The 16620-nt window shown below is 69.0% G+C and carries 15 protein-coding genes and 1 riboswitch; of the genes, 9 read left to right on the top strand and 6 right to left on the bottom strand.

Going from position 1 to position 16620, the window contains the following annotated elements; genetic code table 11:
• Positions 1-7: 7 nt before the first annotated feature.
• Complete coding sequence (locus ABEG17_RS16585; protein ID WP_406830580.1) at positions 8-730, bottom strand: hypothetical protein; 723 nt, start codon at positions 728-730, stop codon at positions 8-10.
• Between the two features lie 150 nt (positions 731-880).
• Here ABEG17_RS16585 and ABEG17_RS16590 point away from each other — a divergent pair, with 150 nt between their 5' ends.
• Positions 881-1249: a DUF1622 domain-containing protein gene (locus ABEG17_RS16590; protein WP_406830581.1), complete on the top strand. Its 369-nt coding sequence runs from the start codon at positions 881-883 to the stop codon at positions 1247-1249.
• 125 nt (positions 1250-1374) lie between these two features.
• Entirely contained in the window at positions 1375-1572 is a 198-nt protein-coding gene (locus ABEG17_RS16595; protein WP_406830582.1) for a hypothetical protein, read from the top strand.
• 80 nt (positions 1573-1652) lie between these two features.
• On the opposite strand, the gene ABEG17_RS16600 is transcribed toward ABEG17_RS16595, so the two are convergent.
• Positions 1653-3047, bottom strand: coding sequence for a DUF2252 domain-containing protein (locus ABEG17_RS16600; RefSeq protein ID WP_406830583.1), 1395 nt, complete (start codon positions 3045-3047; stop codon positions 1653-1655).
• Between the two features lie 525 nt (positions 3048-3572).
• Here ABEG17_RS16600 and ABEG17_RS16605 point away from each other — a divergent pair.
• The gene (locus tag ABEG17_RS16605; RefSeq protein WP_406830584.1) at positions 3573-4019 is read left to right on the top strand and encodes a DUF6325 family protein; all 447 of its coding nucleotides are present in this window, start codon (positions 3573-3575) and stop codon (positions 4017-4019) included.
• Between the two features lie 184 nt (positions 4020-4203).
• On the opposite strand, the gene ABEG17_RS16610 is transcribed toward ABEG17_RS16605, so the two are convergent.
• Positions 4204-5280: a hypothetical protein gene (locus ABEG17_RS16610; protein ID WP_406830585.1), complete on the bottom strand. Its 1077-nt coding sequence runs from the start codon at positions 5278-5280 to the stop codon at positions 4204-4206.
• Positions 5281-5775: 495 nt separating this feature from the next.
• Here ABEG17_RS16610 and ABEG17_RS16615 point away from each other — a divergent pair, with 495 nt between their 5' ends.
• From ABEG17_RS16615 to ABEG17_RS16630, 4 genes are all read left to right on the top strand, one after another.
• Positions 5776-6489: a hypothetical protein gene (locus ABEG17_RS16615; protein ID WP_406830586.1), complete on the top strand. Its 714-nt coding sequence runs from the start codon at positions 5776-5778 to the stop codon at positions 6487-6489.
• A gap of 93 nt (positions 6490-6582) precedes the next feature.
• Entirely contained in the window at positions 6583-8274 is a 1692-nt protein-coding gene (gene sulP, locus ABEG17_RS16620; RefSeq protein WP_406830587.1) for a sulfate permease, read from the top strand.
• A gap of 128 nt (positions 8275-8402) precedes the next feature.
• Positions 8403-9476: an AI-2E family transporter gene (locus ABEG17_RS16625; RefSeq protein WP_406830588.1), complete on the top strand. Its 1074-nt coding sequence runs from the start codon at positions 8403-8405 to the stop codon at positions 9474-9476.
• An 80-nt stretch (positions 9477-9556) separates the two neighbouring features.
• Entirely contained in the window at positions 9557-10462 is a 906-nt protein-coding gene (locus ABEG17_RS16630) for a YihY/virulence factor BrkB family protein (RefSeq protein WP_406830589.1), read from the top strand.
• A gap of 196 nt (positions 10463-10658) precedes the next feature.
• On the opposite strand, the gene ABEG17_RS16635 is transcribed toward ABEG17_RS16630, so the two are convergent.
• Entirely contained in the window at positions 10659-11141 is a 483-nt protein-coding gene (locus tag ABEG17_RS16635; protein WP_406830590.1) for a C40 family peptidase, read from the bottom strand.
• Positions 11142-11149: 8 nt separating this feature from the next.
• Positions 11150-11316, bottom strand: a riboswitch (cyclic di-AMP (ydaO/yuaA leader).
• Positions 11317-11530: 214 nt separating this feature from the next.
• Here ABEG17_RS16635 and serA point away from each other — a divergent pair.
• Both serA and ABEG17_RS16645 read left to right on the top strand, forming a co-directional pair.
• Positions 11531-12730 (top strand): phosphoglycerate dehydrogenase, encoded by a 1200-nt coding sequence (gene serA, locus ABEG17_RS16640; RefSeq protein WP_406830591.1) that lies wholly within the window; start codon positions 11531-11533, stop codon positions 12728-12730.
• A gap of 16 nt (positions 12731-12746) precedes the next feature.
• Complete coding sequence (locus tag ABEG17_RS16645; protein WP_406830592.1) at positions 12747-14108, top strand: FAD-binding oxidoreductase; 1362 nt, start codon at positions 12747-12749, stop codon at positions 14106-14108.
• Here the strand turns inward: ABEG17_RS16645 and ABEG17_RS16650 are convergent.
• Together ABEG17_RS16650 and ABEG17_RS16655 are read right to left on the bottom strand one after the other, a co-directional pair.
• On the bottom strand, positions 14105-14902 hold the full coding sequence (locus ABEG17_RS16650) for an alpha/beta hydrolase (protein WP_406830593.1): 798 nt from the start codon (positions 14900-14902) through the stop codon (positions 14105-14107). The two genes, ABEG17_RS16645 and ABEG17_RS16650, sit on opposite strands and share 4 nt — an antisense overlap.
• Positions 14899-16620 (bottom strand): thiamine pyrophosphate-dependent enzyme, encoded by a 1722-nt coding sequence (locus ABEG17_RS16655; RefSeq protein WP_406830594.1) that lies wholly within the window; start codon positions 16618-16620, stop codon positions 14899-14901. Before ABEG17_RS16655 ends, ABEG17_RS16650 begins: the two co-directional genes overlap by 4 nt.

Genomic DNA, 16620 nt, shown 5'->3' on the forward strand with positions numbered 1-16620 from the left:
TCGGGGGTCAGGAGGGAAGGATGTTGATCACCCGGGACAGCACCACGGCGAGAACCCCGAGGGAGATCAACGACTGGCTCGCCATCAGTCCTTTGGCGCGATGAGTGAGCGGGAGCGTGTCGGTGGGGCTGAAGGCGACGACGTTGGTGAACGCCAGGTAGAGGTGGTCGGGAAATCGTGGCTGCCAGCTGGGCGGTGCCAATCCCTCGGTGCTCGTCTGCGGGAACTGGAAGTCGGGATAGCGCACGGCACCCAGCCGGCGTACGGCGGGTCCACCGCCGTCGAGCTGCCAGTAGAGCAGCCCGAACGTGACGATGTTGGTGGCGAGCAGGGTGACGGCCGTGACGAGCAGCTGGGTCACGGTCGGGGGCGCCTCGCCTGCGGGAGTGCTTCGCAGGACGAGTGCCACGAGCCTGACCGCAGCAGCAGTGTTCGCCAGGACCAGGACGGCGAACAACGACAGGATCAAGGGGCGAGCAGCGCGTGGGACAGGTCCTGGTTTGGCTGCGACGACGAGGAGCAGCAGGAGCACCACTGCCTCGGTCACGGGCACGGCGAGCGGAGGTCCTTCGCGCATCTTCGTCGGCACCAGCACCTGCGGAAGGATGACGACGATGAGTGATACCAGGGGCCACACGTAGGTCTCCGGATCCGCAGGAGGACCCTCCTGTCCGGAACCGGCGTCGCTGGGCGGCCCGTGGTGGGGACCAGTCGGCGGCTCGTTGGGCATGGGCCCATCATCCGCCGCCGGGCGGCGCCCGTCATCGGGTCTGGGTGAAGGTCAGCCCGCTTGGTGCTCATCGGGTGTTGAAGGCCGGCCCTTGCCCTCTAAGGTCCGGAGGGGCTGCAGTAGAGGCACCGCTGAGCGAGAGGGAACGACGTGGACTTCACCGAGGCCGTAGAGCTGGCCGGCAAGGGCATGGACACCGCCGGGGTGGTCGTTCTGGTCATCGGCGCGGTAGTCGCCGTCGTGCGAGCTGGCCGGAGTGCCCGCCGACAGATGCCGGGCACCTACCGACAGTTCCGCCAGCAGATGGGACGCACGATCCTGCTCGGTCTCGAGCTGCTCGTGGCGGCCGACATCATCCGCACCGTCGCGGTGACCCCGACGCTGTCCAGCGTCCTGGTCCTAGGGCTCATCGTGCTGATCCGCACCTTTCTCAGCTTCTCCCTCGAGCTGGAGATCACTGGCCGCTGGCCCTGGCAGCAGAACCCCACGGGTCCGCCGGCCGGGATGACTACCTCGTGACGTCGGCCATTGCACTACGCGCCCAGCGCTGACACGCTGGGGAAGGCTCGACTGGTTCTCGGGGTTCGGGGTCGCAACCCGATGTCGGACCAGGGGCGACATCCAGCGAAGGATGAGGAGGGGCAATGGTGCTCGGCATCGGTGGCTTCAGTGGCGGAAAGGCCGGCGGTCCGGTCTACGAGATCGAGGTGAACGAGGGCTCGGTCAACATGCATCACTTCGCGAAGATCGCGAACAAGCGTGATGCGAACGGCTACCGCATGGCCCACGTGTACAGCCAGGACCGCAACACCATCGTCGTGTGGGAGCGCATCCGCGCCTGAAGCAGCCATCTGCAGGCGCCTGAAGCCGCCATCTGCAGGCGCCTGAAGCCGCCATCTGCGCAGGTGGCGGCAGCCAGCGCTCACAGCCCGGTCTGCGCCTCGAGCCGGCCTGACGCGACGGCGTCGGCCAGTGCTTGGTGGTCGCGCTCGTTCTGGTCGGCGTAGGCGGTGGAGAAGTCGGCGATGGCACGATCGAAGGTGTCGCTGTTGCCAAGGTAGGCGGCTATGGCGATGCGGTCCCCGGAGCGGGCGTGGGCACGGGCGAGTGCGGCGCCGCAGATCCGGGCGTAGGTGGCCATCAGGCCGGCGGGCATGGTGTCGATGTCGGCGGAGCCCTTCCAGTCGCGCAGCTGGCGCAGGTAGAAGTCGCGCTGTTTGCCGTCGAGACCGGTGACCCGCTGCCAGCCCAGGAAGATGTCGCTGGCTGCCTGCATCAGGCGTTGCCCGGCGACGACGCGCTGCCCGTGGTTGGTGTACCTGCTCTTGCCGACGAACCGTTCAAGCACCGATGCCTCGGCCTCCTTGGCCTGGAGGAACAGCGGGTCCTGGTCGTCCCGACCCAGCATCAGCGCGATCCAGGCCCGAGTGCCGACGCTGCCCACCCCGACCACCTTGCGAGCGAAGTGCGCGTACGTGTAGGTCTCGAGCAGCGCCCGGCGATCGGTCTCCAAGGTGCGCCGGTAGGACTTGATCAGGGCACGAAGCCCTTCCTCGGTGTCGTCGCGATCCGAACCGGGTGGGAGCAGCTCCTCGATGGGGACGATCAGCGGGGGGTCCGAGATGATTCTGGGCTGACCGTCGACGAGGTGCGTGAGCTTGGCGAACGCCTGCATGCTGTCGCGGGTGCGGGCCTTCGCCACGTTTGCCTCGGCCTTCGCCCGCTGCTTCTTGGTCGCGATGGTCTTCAGCTCTTCGAAGATCCGCTCGATCGCGATGTGGGCGTACCAGACGTCGAGGTTGTTGGCGGCGGCGAACTGGTGCATCCGGCTCCGGTACTCGGAGACGCCGGCCATCACGGCTGCGCGCCGGTAAGCGGGTGTGAACCCGCGGTCACGGCCGGCGATCTCGAAGCTTGCCGCGAGCCGCTTGACGTCCCACTCCCATGGACCGGGCAGGGTTTCGTCGAAGTCGTTGATGTCGAACATCATCTGCCGCTCGGGGGAGGCGAACATGCCGAAGTTCGACAGGTGGGCATCACCGCAGATCTGGGCCTTCAGACCCGAGCGCGGGGTGGAAGCCAGGTCGGACGCCATGATCAACGCCGCGCCTCGGTAGAAGGTGAACGGGGACACCAGCATCCGGCCGTAACGCACCGGCACCAGCTCCGGCACCCGACTCGTCGCCTGTTCCTCCAGCAGGGCAACGGGGTCCGGCCGGTCGGCGGCCGGCCGCCACTTTCCGTGGCTGCTCCGTGAGGTCTCGCTGCGCGCGGCCTTGCCCCGCGCCCTCCGCTCCTGTGGGCTCAGTCGGGTCACCGTCGGTGGGGCAGAAAGCCTTGCCGCGCGCGCGCCCTGTGTCTCCAAGGCTGGCTGTCGTGTGCTCATGGGCTTCTCTCCTGACGTCCGGGACCTATGGGTGGGTGAGGGGTGCGATCGCTCGAGCATCGCTCGCGCGGTGGGCTGGGTCTGGTCAACGCCCGGCCGAGGATGCCGGCCTCCTCACCTGAGCTGAGTCGTGCGGACGGGCGCAGTGGGCAGCAGATCTGAGTGCACCCCGAACGCGTTCGAGCCGCATCATCTGGATCGGGTGAACGTCGGGTAGCGACGCGTCGAAACTCCCCCGGCGTCCTTGGATCCACCAGGGAGGGTGCGCTGAACGCAGGCGCCAGCTCATCCCATGCGGATGAGGCCCAGGAGACGGTCGGCTCCTAGCGTTGTGGGCAATGCAGTCGTTCGCCCGAAGAGGTCGGGATGGGCCGATGCAGACGCCGCGGCTCCCGCTCGCGACGCGTACTTCGACTCGCAGTTCCACCCTTCCGCACACACCAAGGAGAAGATGACATGACTGTCAACGTCGATGAGCTCGGTCCGGTGGACTGGATCGTCGTGGAGTTCGAGGGCAGCAAGCTCAATGGCGAGATCGCCCCGATTCTCAAGGACTACGTGGATCGCGAGCTCATCCGGGTCCTGGACCTGCTGTTCTTCAAGAAGGACGAGGACGGCAGCTTCGAGGCGTTCGAGGCCGCTGACCTGGAGGAGAGCGAGATCGGTGAGCTCCGCGCGTACGAGAGCGAGCTGGCGATGCTGCTCAGTGAGCAGGACGTCGCTGATCTGGTGGAGACGATCGAGCCCGGCAGCTCTGCTGCCGTGCTGGTGTGGGAGAACCTGTGGGCCGCACCGTTCGGCGCAGCCGTGAGGCACGCCGGGGGACAGCTGGTGGCCAGTGGGCGCATCCCGATCCAGGCGGTCGTCGCCGCCATGGAGTCCGACGAAGAGGAAGGAGACTGACATGCCACTCGCAGCCAGGCGCAGGAGGAGGACGGCGGCCGCCGTGGGAGGTGCCGTCGTGGTGGCTCACGGAGTGAACCGCCGACGTGACCGCCGCGAAGATCGTCGCGAAGACCGGCGCGACCGTCGCTGAACCGGGACGTGGAGAGCACCGGACGAGGGTGACCGTAGCCACCCGACGACCTCACCGCGGAGACAGATCGCGTCTGACGTCCGGCAGGGGGAGGCCCGCCAGGATGCTGGTCCTGATCCCGGCGAGGGCCGCCTCGAGCTCGTGGATGCTCTTCAGGATCTGCCGTTCGGCGAAGTTCGACTGGGTCATCCCCACAATCGACTCCATCGAGGCCAAGGCGCTCATCAGGGACCGCAACGTCGTGGCCTGCAGCTCCTTCGCAATCTCCTCGCGGGCCCGGACATCAAGGATGGTCGCGATCACCTGACGTTGCTCCAGCAGCTCGAGCTGGCTACTGACATAGGACGCCAGACGACTGAGGAAGACGAGATCCCGGTGGTGGAACCTTGGGTGCGCAGGATGCCGGACCACCAGGAGTGACATCCGCGCTCGGCCGTCAGGGTGGACGGTGGCCAGCATCGCGGAAGCGGACTTGTTCCCACCGTCGGCGCTCAGATCCAGCAAGCGCGCCCTGTCGTCGTGGCGAGCCAGCTCATCGGTGATGGTCGTCCACGACGCGGTCAGAACCGGCTCATAGGCGGGTGAGGTGGAGATGACCCGCGTGAACGGCTCGACGGTGTCCTCGACGAACAGGCACGCGACATCGGCGTTGAGGGCAACCGAGACACCATCGAGGATGGAACGCGCTGGGCTCGGCAGCTGCTGGACAGGTGGTTCAGACGACTCCCGCAGCGGCACCACCGCCACGGACGCGCCGATGCACGTCATGTCGTCGAGGACCCGCGAGCACACGTAGATCGTGTACCAAAGGTCTGCTCGCGGGGTGGCGCAGGGAACGACCACGCCGATCGGCTCGAACGTCTGACCAATGACCGCCGCGCGGATGGCGTCCCCGACGAGGCGAGATGCTTCGTCGGTGCATGCGTCACACACCTCCAGGTAGGAGGCACCTGGTCCGCACGCGTCCATCGTGCCGCCGTTGGCCCGAGCGAAGTCCATCCACGCCTGGTTGACACTGACGATGTACCCCGCGCGGTTCAACAGGGCCAGCTGAATGCCCCCGTGGGGTTCGACTGCTGAGGTGTCGAAAGAGTCCGGCCTCTCCCGTGCTGCGTCGTCGTCGGCCACGCAGCCTCCAGGCGTCGAGGGATCATGCGTCTTCGCCCCCCATGTTCGTCCTGGCAGCGGCGAAACGGAAGGGCTTGGGAAGTGGACCGTGTGGTGACGTCTTGAGCGTGGCCGACAACATCCTGCTCCAGCACCTGCCCAACGGCTGCCCAGAGACTCAAATGACATGAGCCGCAAGGGATCCCGACCCTTGGGGGGTGACGTTCTGACCTGGTTCCTCGAGTCGCGGGGGTGGCCCGCGACTCCTAGACTGGCCAGCGTCACCGGTTCGCTGGTGGCCGGCGGGGGTGCGGAGATGTGTCGCCCCCGACTGGGGCCGCACGCTCAACGCCCCCGCCCCCGTTGACACCTGAAGGTGGCTCAGGACCAATGTCCCGGCCTGGCTGCAGGCCCACGCAGGCTGGCGATCCCGGCGTGTTCGCTGGTATTCATGCGCCGCGTGCGCCCGGCTGGTTGACTGGCGTGGTGTTCCGGCCCGGAGCCTCACTCGACGCCATGGCGCGGCAGGCGGTGGCGACCGCCCTCGGGCGGGAGCATCGGGCGGACCCCGTCATCCCCAGCATGGGCGGTCCGTCGGGCAACGCCCGCCTCACTGCGTGGACGGGTCTGTTCCTGCTGGTGCTCTTCGTCGCCGAGCTGGTGACGTTGCTGGACGTCCGCGGGCTGATCGGGTGGCACCTGTCCGTGGGCGTGCTGCTGGTCCCGCCTGCCCTGCTCAAGACGGCGACCACCGGGTGGCGGGTCGTCAGGTACTACACCGGCAACGGGCCCTACCGCTCAGCTGGTCCGCCCCCGATGGTGCTCAGGGTGCTCGGCCCCCTCGTCGTCCTGACGACCATGACGCTGCTGGGAAGCGGGGTGACGCTCGTGGTGATCGGCGAAGTCGGCAGCAGGAGGACCATCGTCACGATCCTGGGCCAGCGCGTGGACTGGGTCACCCTGCACCAGGGAGCGTTCGTGGTCTGGGCCGCGGCCACCGGGCTGCACGTGCTGGGCAGGATCATCCCCGCCTGGCAGCTGACGCGGAGCTCGACACCCCGGACACCCGGCACCGGGCGCCGGGGGCTGGCGGTGCTGGCCTCCGGAGTCCTCGGTCTCGCCTGCGTCGCAGTGGTCCTCCAGCACTCGGGCGGCTGGCGCGACCACAGCGTCTTCCGGCCCGACCATGGGCAGCATGCGGCTGTGGTGATGCGCTCCGGCGTCGGGTGAGGCTGCGAGGACGTTCGGCCCTGTGCGGGCCAGCCCGCCTGGCGGATATTGGGGCCGCGGAGGCGCTCGGTCTGCTGAGCCCAGGAGGCACGCATGGTTGCTCGCGCGGGGTGGACTCCGCCCGGCGTGAAGGCGCTGCGGACCTACGACCGCGCGTGGTTGCGCAGTGACGCGCTTGCAGGCGTCGGCGTCGCGGCATACCTCGTGCCGCAGGTGATGGCGTATGCCGTCCTGGCCGGCCTGCCGCCCGTGGCGGGGATCTGGGCCGCGGCGGCGTCGATGGTGATCTACGCCGTGCTCGGTTCGTCGCCCCAGCTCTCGGTGGGGCCGGAGTCGACCACGGCCCTCATGACGGCGGTGGCGCTCGGGGGCCTGGCGCAGGGGCAGCCTGCGCGGTATGCCGCACTCGCCGCGGCGCTCGCCGGGCTCGTCGGCGTCATCTGCCTACTGGCATGGGTAGCGCGCCTGGGGTTCCTCGCCGAGCTGCTCTCGAGGCCGGTGCTCGTCGGCTACATGGCTGGGGTGGCCGTGCTCATGGTGGTCAGCCAGCTCGGCAAGATGACCGGGCTCACGGTGTCCGGCGACAACGCCGTGGCCGAGGTGGGGTCGGTCCTGAGAGGGCTCGATCACGTGCACGCTCCCACGGCAGTGCTCGCCGTGGTGGTGCTCGCCTTCCTTCTGGTCGCGAACCGCCTGTATCCAAGGGCCCCGGTCCCGTTGGTGGGCATGGTGCTCGCGGCGGCGGCCGTCGCCGTGTTCGACCTGCGCGCCGAGGGCATCCGTGTCGTGGGTGCGGTGCCTCGCGACATCCCCACGATCCGGTTCCCGAACGTGGGGATGCAGGACCTGCGCGGCCTCCTTCCCGCTGCCCTGGGAATCGCCATCGTCGCCTTCACCGACAACGTGCTGACGGGTCGGGCGTTCGCGGCGAAGAACTCGACCGGTCTCGACCCCAACCAGGAGCTGCTCGCCCTCGGCGCCGTCAACCTCGGCGCGAGTGCCGCACAGGGGTTCCCGGTGAGCAGCAGCGGCAGCCGGACCGCGATCGTCGATGCCCTCGGTGGCCGCACCCAGGTCAGCTCGCTGGTGGCGCTGGCCACGGTCGTCCTCGCGGTCGTGTTCTTCAACCCGGTCCTGGCCACCTTTCCCTCCGCAGCCCTCGGGGCCCTGGTGGTGTACGCGGCGATCCGACTGATCGACGTGTCGGAGTTCCGGCGCATTGCCTCGTTTCGCCGAACAGAGGGGGCGCTGGTCATCGGAACCGCTGTTGCCGTCCTCGTGGTGGGTGTCCTGCCCGGAGTCCTCGTGGCGGTGGCCCTGTCCGTGCTGGACCTGATCCATCGCGTGACGCGGCCGCACGACGCAGTCCTGGGATATGTGCCGGGGGTGGCCGGGATGCACGACGTCGACGACTACCCGTCGGCCAGCACGGTGCCGGGACTCGTGGTCTACCGCTACGACTCACCACTCTTCTTCGCCAACGCCCAGGACTTCGCGACGCGTGCCCTGGCAGCGATCGACGGCGCGCCCACGCCCGCACGCTGGTTCCTGCTCAACACCGAGGCGAACGTCACCCTCGACATCACCGCCGCGGACACGCTGGAGTCGCTGCGACAGGAGGTCGAACGGCGTGGCATCGTCTTTGCCCTGGCCCGGGTCAAGCAGGAGCTGCGTGAGGACCTCGAACGGGCCGGGTTCCTGGCCAAGGTCGGCGAGGAACGCATCTTCATGACGCTTCCGACGGCAGTGCAGGCGTATGCCGCCTGGTCGGCCGCCCGCGACTGAGCGCTGCCGATCGCGGGGAAGAGCACTACCGTCGGTTCTACCCTGCCAGCGCAGGTGCAGCTGAGAGGACTCTGCGTATGTCGTCTGGCACGCCCGAAGCACCAGCCACGAACAACAACGTCAGGGTGGTGACGCTTCGTCTTCGCACCGTCCTCATCGGGCTGGGGATCGTGCTGGGCGTCCTGGCCGTGCTCGAGTTCGTCGTGCAGGCACAGAAGGGGCTGACGCTCATCGCGATCGCCCTGTTCCTGGCCATCGCCATCAACCCGGGCGTGGAGTTCTTCCAGCGTCGTGGACTGGGCCGCGGGACGGCGGTCGGCATCGTCTCGGGCCTGGCGGTGGTCGCCTTCGGGCTGCTGGGCCTGGTGTTCGTCCCACCGCTTGCGACACAGGTCTCCCACCTCGCCACCGCCCTCCCGGCCATGGTGGACGACCTCATCAAGGGTCATGGGCCACTGGGGTTCCTCGAGCGCAGGTACCACGTCGTCGAAAGCATTCGTGATGCGACGAGGAAGCCCCCCACCGGGGCGTTGAGCGGGGCGGCCACGCCCGCCTTCGGCATCGCCAAGGGCGTGGCCACCACCTTGACCGGCACGGTCATCATCGCCTTCCTGACGCTTTTCATGCTCCTGGAGGGTCCCGAGTGGCGTCGGCGCGTCTCCGACCTGATCCCCGAGCGCCACCGGCTTCCCGCGGAGCGCATCGGCGCCGGGGTGTACAGGTCCGTGCGGGGGTTCGTCACGGGCAACCTGCTGGCGAGCTTCCTCGCAGGGGTCGTGGCGACCGTGACCCTGCTGGTCGTCGGGGTCCCGTACGCGCTCCCGCTCGGGCTGTTCACGGTGATCGTCGAGCTGATCCCCTACATCGGGCCGGCGGTCGTGACCGTGCTGCTCAGTCTCGTCGCCCTGACGGAGAGCCCGCTCGCCGCCGCCATCGTCTTCGTCGTCCTGCTCGTCTACCACCTGGTGGAGGGCCACACCCTGCGCCCACTCATCTACGGCCGCGCCCTCAAGCTCTCTGCGCTGGCTGTCCTGGTGGCGATCATCCTGTGCACGGAGGTCGCGGGCATCCTGGGGTCACTGGCCGCCATCCCGATCGCGGGTTCGGTCCAGGTGATCGTCAACGAGCTGTTGGCAGAACGGGACCGGCGCCGAGCTGGCGGCGACCCAGCGGCACGTCAAGCGACCGAGGTCGGTGGTTGACCGTGCCCGCCCCGCAGCGACGACACCACGGTGAGCGCAGACCGTGCACGAGGGCGACCGGGAGCCGGCTGTGAGGGTCGTTGACCGAGTCGACCACTTCCAACGGCGCAGGCGTTGGGCGGTTTTCCTCCCTGCTCGGCTTCGTCCTGCAAGGCAACCCGCGCCTGCAGCTGGACATCCTGTCCTCGACGGTCAGCCAGTTCCCCGTCATCGGGGCCCAGCTGCGCAGCACCGGACTGCGTGGCAGTGGGGTGGGAGTCGTGGTCGGCCTGCTGGGTTCGCTCTACGGCGTGCTGGGGGTCGCGCAAGCCGTGCAGAACCTGATGAACGTCGCCTGGGCGGTGCCGCGCAACCGGCGGCCCAACCCCATCCTGGCCCGCGTGCGCAGCGTCCTGCTCCTGGCGACCGCGGGAGTCGCGGTGATCGCCACGACGATCCTGTCCGCACTGGGTACGGCCGCTGAGTCCTTCGGCGCCACCTCCCTGGGCTGGGGGGTGAAGGCGCTGCTGATGCTCGTGTCGATCTCGGTCAACGCCGGCGTGTTCCTGCTGGCCTTCCGGATCGCGACGGTCCGGCAGGTCGGCTGGCGGCAATCAGTCCCAGGCGCTCTGAGCGCGGCCGTGGCCTGGCAGGTCCTGCAGGTCTTCGGCGCCCTGCTCGTCGGCAACGTCCTGAAGAACGCCACCGCGCTCAACGGGGTCTTCGGCCTCGTGCTCGGCCTCGTGGCGTGGCTGTATGCGACCGCGGTGGCCATCGCGCTGTCCGTCGAGCTCAACGTGGTGCTGGCCAAGCGGCTGTGGCCGCGTGCGCTGCTCACCCCCTTCACCGACGACGTGAACCTGACCCACGGCGATCGCCGCAGCTACACCGACGCCGCCAAGGCCCAGCGAGTCAAGGGCTTCGAAACCGTCGACGTCAGCTTCCACAACGATGGTCAGAACGCGGGCCGCGAGGGTGGGTCCACCAAGGACCCCGCTGCATCCTGACGCCGACACAGGCAGGACGTCTGAAGTCTGCGAGAGCGACCGGTGGGGCCCCAGATCATCGGACCGCGGTGGGCGGACGCCCTCACGCTCCAGATGGCCGCGCCCTATGCCGAAGCGACCCGTGGAGCAGCTACCACCATCACTTCAGCCCGGCGCCGACCTTGTCGGCAGAACAAGGGCGGCGCCGAGCTGACGGTCAGCGGACGCGGCCGCCGACCCACTGGGTGGTCCAGATGGTGACGAGCTTGACCCGGGTTCCGGGCCTGGCTGCGTGCCACATCTTGTTGTGGCCGGCATACACACCGACGTGGTAGGCCCGGCCGCCGGACAGGAAGAACACGAGGTCGCCGGGACGCATCGACTTCTTCGAGATCCGCAGGGTGGCGCGGTACTGGGCGTCGGCAGTGCGCGGGATGTTGCGGTGCAGCCGGGTCTTGTACACGTACGTCACCAGGCCGGAGCAGTCGAATCCGCGGGCGGGGGTGGTGCCGCCCATGCGGTACGGCCTGCCCCTCTCCTTGGCGGTGTAGGTGACGGCGACGGCGCCGACCCTGGCGCTGACCCCGTAGGGAGACGCTTGGGCCTGGTTGGCCGGGGCGACGAACGCCGCGGTGAGCACGGTCAGGGCGATGATCAGTGCTCGGACGACATGGCGGTGCAGCAGGGGGTTTTTGGACATGGCTGTGCCTCCAACGCCTGCGAGGTCAGCTGTCGGGTTCGGGCTGGATGGTGCCCGGTCGCACTTTCGTGCGACTTCACCCCAAGGGCAGCGGTGGTGCGTGCTGTCCGGAAGTGGGTCCCCCGTTTCCGTCCTCAAGGGTGGGGGGCACCTTCCCGGTGGACGGAACTCGGCGTCCGGGAGGCGGCGGAGGAGTCGTTCGGTGACCCTCGGCACGCCATGGTCGCGCGCATGGGGACGGTCTGCGCAGCCCTGGGCGCAGGTTGTGACCTATCTCACACTGTCGGAATCGCGCGCCGCTCCGCCATGCGGGCTGCTCGTTCGCTGCGTCGTCCGGGATGGGAGCATGAACCGACGACGCGACAACGGCCCGACCCAAAGGACATTTTGTGAAGGTTTTGCTGCTGGAGAACGTGCACTCGCGTGCTGCCGAGGCGTTCCGCAGGAGTGGCTACGAGGTGGATCACCGAGCGGCTTCCATGAGCGAGGCCGAGCTCGTCGAAGCGCTGCAGGGGGTGTCGCTGCTCGGCATACGGTCCAACACCAAGGTGACCCGCCGCGTGCTGGAGTCGGCACCCGACCTGCTGGCCGTGGGCTGCTTCTGCATCGGGACCAACCAGGTGGACCTGGTGGCAGCGTCCACCCTCGGTGTCGGGGTCTTCAACGCCCCGTTCTCCAACACCCGCAGCGTCGTCGAGCTGGTCCTGGGTGAGCTCATCGCGCTGGCGCGCCGCCTGCCCGAGAAGACCCAGCGGATGCACGACGGGATCTGGGACAAGTCGGCGAAGGGAAGCCGCGAGATCCGTGGCCGCACGCTGGGCATCATCGGCTACGGAAACATCGGGACCCAGCTGTCCAACGTCGCCGAGGCGGTGGGCCTTCGGGTGATCTTCTACGACACCGCGGACCGCCTCGCCCACGGCAACGCCCGCCGGGTCGACACCCTCGAGGAGCTCCTCGGCCAGTCCGACGTCGTGAGCCTGCACGTGGATGGTCGACCGGGCAACGCCGGGTTGTTCGGCGCGGAGCAGCTGGCCCAGATGAAGCCGGGTGCGGTGCTCATCAACGCCTCTCGAGGGATGGTCGTCGACGACCTGGCCCTGCGCGACCACATCCTGTCCGGTCACCTGTCCGGTGCGGCCATCGACGTGTTCCCCGCCGAGCCGAAGGCACAGGGCGACCCGTTCGACTCGCCGCTGCGCGGCCTGGACAACGTCATCCTCACTCCCCACGTGGGCGGTTCGACCCAGGAGGCGCAGGAGGAGATCGCCGGGTTCGTGTCGACCAAGCTCCTCGGCTTCGTCGAGGCCGGCTCCACCTCGCTGTCGGTCAACCTCCCCGAGGTCGCGGCGCCATCGGGCGACGGCGTCCACCGCCTCGGGTACCTGCACCACAACGTCCCCGGCGTGCTGGCCTCGATCAACCAGGTCTTCGCAGAGACCGGCGCCAACATCACCGGCCAGTCCCTGTCGACCCGGGGGGAGTACGGCTACGTCGTCACCGACACCGACGTCCCGGTTCCGGAGGAGACCTCGAACCGCTTGCGCGAGCTCGAGACCGCGTTGTGGCTCCGGTCATGGTCGCTCTGACGGGGGAGAGCCTGCAGTGAGTGACACCACCGCGATCGACGAGCTCGCCGAGCTGCTTCCCGGGCGGGTGCTGACCGAAGGCACCGCCATGGAGGCGTTCTCGACCGACGCGTCCCGCGCCGTCCTGCTCGGGTCGCCGTCGGCTGTCGTCACGGCGACCTCGACGGACGACGTCGCCGTCGCGCTGCGCTGGGCGAGCGACCACCGCGTCCCGGTGTCGGTGCGCGGCAGCGGCACCGGCCTGACCGGTGGCGCCGTCGCCTATCCCGGCGGCCTGGTCATCTCCCTGGCGCAGATGGATGCCATCGTTGCCGTCGACCCCGCGAACCGGCTCGCCCACGTCCAGGCCGGCGTCATCACCGCGGAGATCGACCGCGCCGCCGCGGCCCACGGCCTGATGTATGCGCCGGACCCGGCCAGCTACCAGGAGTCGACCATCGGGGGCAACATCGCCACCAACGCCGGTGGTCTGCGGTGCGTGAAGTTCGGCGTGACCGCCGACAGCATCGCGGGGCTCGAGGTGGTCCTCGCGACGGGTGAGGTCATCAGGACCGGTGGGCAGACCCGCAAGGACGTCGTGGGGTACGACCTCACCCGGTTGTTCGTCGGCTCGGAGGGCACGCTGGGTGTCGTCACCGCCGCGACGGTCCGCCTGCTGCCGCGGCCCACGGGCGACACGATCACCTTCCGTGCGGCCTTCCCCTCGCTCGTCGACGCCGGGGAGGCCGTCACGGCGATCATGCGTCGTACGAGTCCGCCCGACGTCATGGAGCTCATGGACCGGCTCAGCGTCGAGGCCGTCGAACGACTTCAGCCCACGGGCGTCGTGGTCGACGGCGCCGCAGCAGTGCTCGTGGGTCAGTTCATCGGTCCGGGCGCACGCTCGGATGTCGTTGCGGTGGCTGAGATCTGCCGCGCCCAGAACGCGCTCAGCGTCGACCAGGCCGACGGCGACGTGCTGCTCGAGGCTCGCCGGGTGACCGGTCGGGCTCTGTCAGCCGAAGGGCTGCGGGTGTCCTCCGACATCGCCGTCCCCATCTCGCGCCTCGCCGACATGTTCGCGGCCATCGAGCAGATCGGTATGGCGCACGGGGTCGCCATACCGACCTTCGCGCACGCGGGGGACGGGAACCTGCATCCCTCGGTCATCGTCGACCCGTTGGACGCCGACGCCCGCGACCGGGGGGAGCGGATCCTCGACGAGGTCAGCGACGCAGCGCTCGCGCTGGGTGGGACCCTCACCGGCGAGCACGGGATCGGTTCGCTCAAGCGGCACGCCCTGCCCAAGCAGCTCGACGCCCCCACGTTGGCCGCGCACCGGCTCGTCAAGACGGCGTTCGACCCCCTGGGCATCCTCTCGCCCGGACGAGGCATCTAGCCGACTCGACCTCCATCGACGTCAGGGAGAGGCCGGCCCAGGTGGCGCAGGAAGAAGCGGCCGGCGTCCTCCGCAGCGTGTGACGGGACGCCCGTGTGTCCGCCCATGTTGGCCTGGAGCGTCTTCTCCCTGGAGCCAAAGGCATCGAACAGGTCCAAGGCCAGCTCCCTGTCGTTGCCGCGGTCGTCCCACTGCAGCAGGACGTGCAGCGGCACGGTGACCTCGCGCGCTTCGTCGATGATGCTGCGGGGGACGACGCTGCCCGCGAAGAGACCGGCCGCCACGACGCGTGGCTCGACCAAGGCCAACCGGACGCCCACGGCGATCACCCCTCCGGAGACCCCCACCGGGCCACCCACCTCGGGCAGCGCGAGAACAGCGTCGAGGAGAGCCCGCCACTCCGGAACGGCCTGCTCGACCAGCGGGAGGATCAACCGCTCGATGACGTCCTCGCCCGGCTGCTCGCCGGCTTGGATCGCCTGACGCAGGTCAGCGCGGGCCTGCTCGACGACCGCGATGCGCGGCCGGTCCCCGCTGCCGGGCAGCTCGATGGTCACTGCGGCGAACCCCAGCTCTGCGGAGTGCCGTGCGCGAGCCTGCAGACGGGGATACATCGTGGGCAGTCCACCCGGGTGACCCAAGAGGATCAACGGAGCTGGCGCGGATGGCGTGGCGGACGCAGGGGTCCACAGGATGCCCGGGACGCCGTCCAGGTCGAGCTCGCGTTCGAGGACGCCGTCATCGAGGAGCTGCTCGGACGTCAGCTGCATGATCGTGCCTTTCGGAGCGCTCACGCGCTGACGATGTGTTCTTTTGCCTTGGCGATGGCGAAGCCCCAGGCCTGCGAGGGTTTGGTCTTGCCGGGGACAGAGATCTCGTCGGGGTTCGTGACGACGTCGAGCAGGTACGGCACCCGAGCTGCCAGCGCCGACGAAACCGCCTCGTCGAGATCGGCAGGATCCGTCACGCGCCGAGTGGTCAACCCCATGGCGGCGCCGACGGCGGCCAGGTCGGGGTTGTCCAGCACCGTCCCGAACTCGGGGAGGCCGCCCTGCTCCTGCTCGAGCTTGACCATGCCCAGGCGACCGTTGTCGAAGACGACGAACGTGACCGGCAGGTTGTACGAGACGGCGGTGCGCAGGTCGCCCAGAAGCATCATGAGGCCGCCGTCACCGCAGAAGGCGATGACCTGACGGTCTCGGTCGAGGGCCTGCGCGCCGAGCGCCATGGGCATGGCGTTTGCCATCGAGCCCAGGTTGAACGAACCGATCAGGCGACGCTCGTCGCTCATCGGTACGAGCCGTGCCAGCCACACTGTGGACATGCCGGTGTCGCAGGTGAAGATGGCATCGGGTCCGGCGTGGGCGTCCACGGCCACCGCCACGGCCTCGGGACGGATCAGCTCGTCGGGGTTGTCGAGCTTGCCGCGCAGCCGGCCCAGCAGGGTCTCGTCGTGGCGCGGTTCGGCCAGCTGTCGCTGCTCCTTCATCCACTCCTCGTAGCGCTTCTGGGCCTTGTGCAGGTGGCTGGTCTCCGGGTGGGTCGTCAACAGCGGCAACAAGGTTCGCAGGGTTGCCCGCGCGTCCCCGACCAGAGAATGGGTCACCGTGGTGCGTCGCCCGATGTGCTCCGGCCGGGAGTCGAGCTGGATCACCGTCTTCCCGTTCGGGATCCAGTCACGATAGGGAAAGTCCGTGCCCACGAGCACGAGGACGTCTGCGTCGTCCATGGCGTCCGTGGCAGCAGGATTGCCGATCAGGCCCGTCTGCCCTACGGCGTAAGGGTTGTCGTGCTCCAGCCCCTCCTTGGCCTTGAGCGTCAACACGATCGGCGCAGCAAGGGTCTCGGCCAGCGAGAGCACCTCGTCGCGCGCACCGCGCGCCCCGCACCCAACGAGCAGGGTGACCTTGGCCTCGGCGGCGATGGCGTCGGCAGCATCCTGGATGGCTGTCGACGACGCCGCCGCAGGGCGGGCGGCCTCCGCGAACCCGGGTGGCAGCGTCCCCTTCGGGACGTCGAGGCCGCCGACATCACCGGGGAGGGTGAGCACCGCGACCCCCCGCCCGCCGAGAGCCGCATTGACGGCCCGCTCGAGGAGCTGGGGCATCTGCTCGGCGCTCGTCACCGTCTCGGCGAACACGGCGACGTCACTGAAGAGCCGGTTGTTGTCGACCTCCTGGAAGAACTCCGTGCCGACGTCACCCAACGGCACCTGACCACAGATGGCCAGCACGGGCGCGTGCGACTTCTTGGCGTCGTAGAGACCGTTGAGCAGGTGGATCGAGCCCGGACCAACCGTCCCCATGCACACGGCGAGGTCACCCGTGAGCTGGGCCTGCGCCGAGGCTGCGAAGGCCGCGACCTCTTCGTGGCGAACGCCGATCCACTCGACGCGGTCCTCGCGGCGGATCGCGTCGGTGACGGGGTTAAGCGCGTCACCGACCACGCCCCATACGGAGGCCACGCCGTGGTTGGCCAGGGACTCGACGATGAGTTCGGCGACGGTGCTCAT

The sequence above is a fragment of the Pedococcus sp. KACC 23699 genome, assembly GCF_045348425.1.
In the GTDB taxonomy this organism is placed as follows: domain Bacteria; phylum Actinomycetota; class Actinomycetes; order Actinomycetales; family Dermatophilaceae; genus Pedococcus.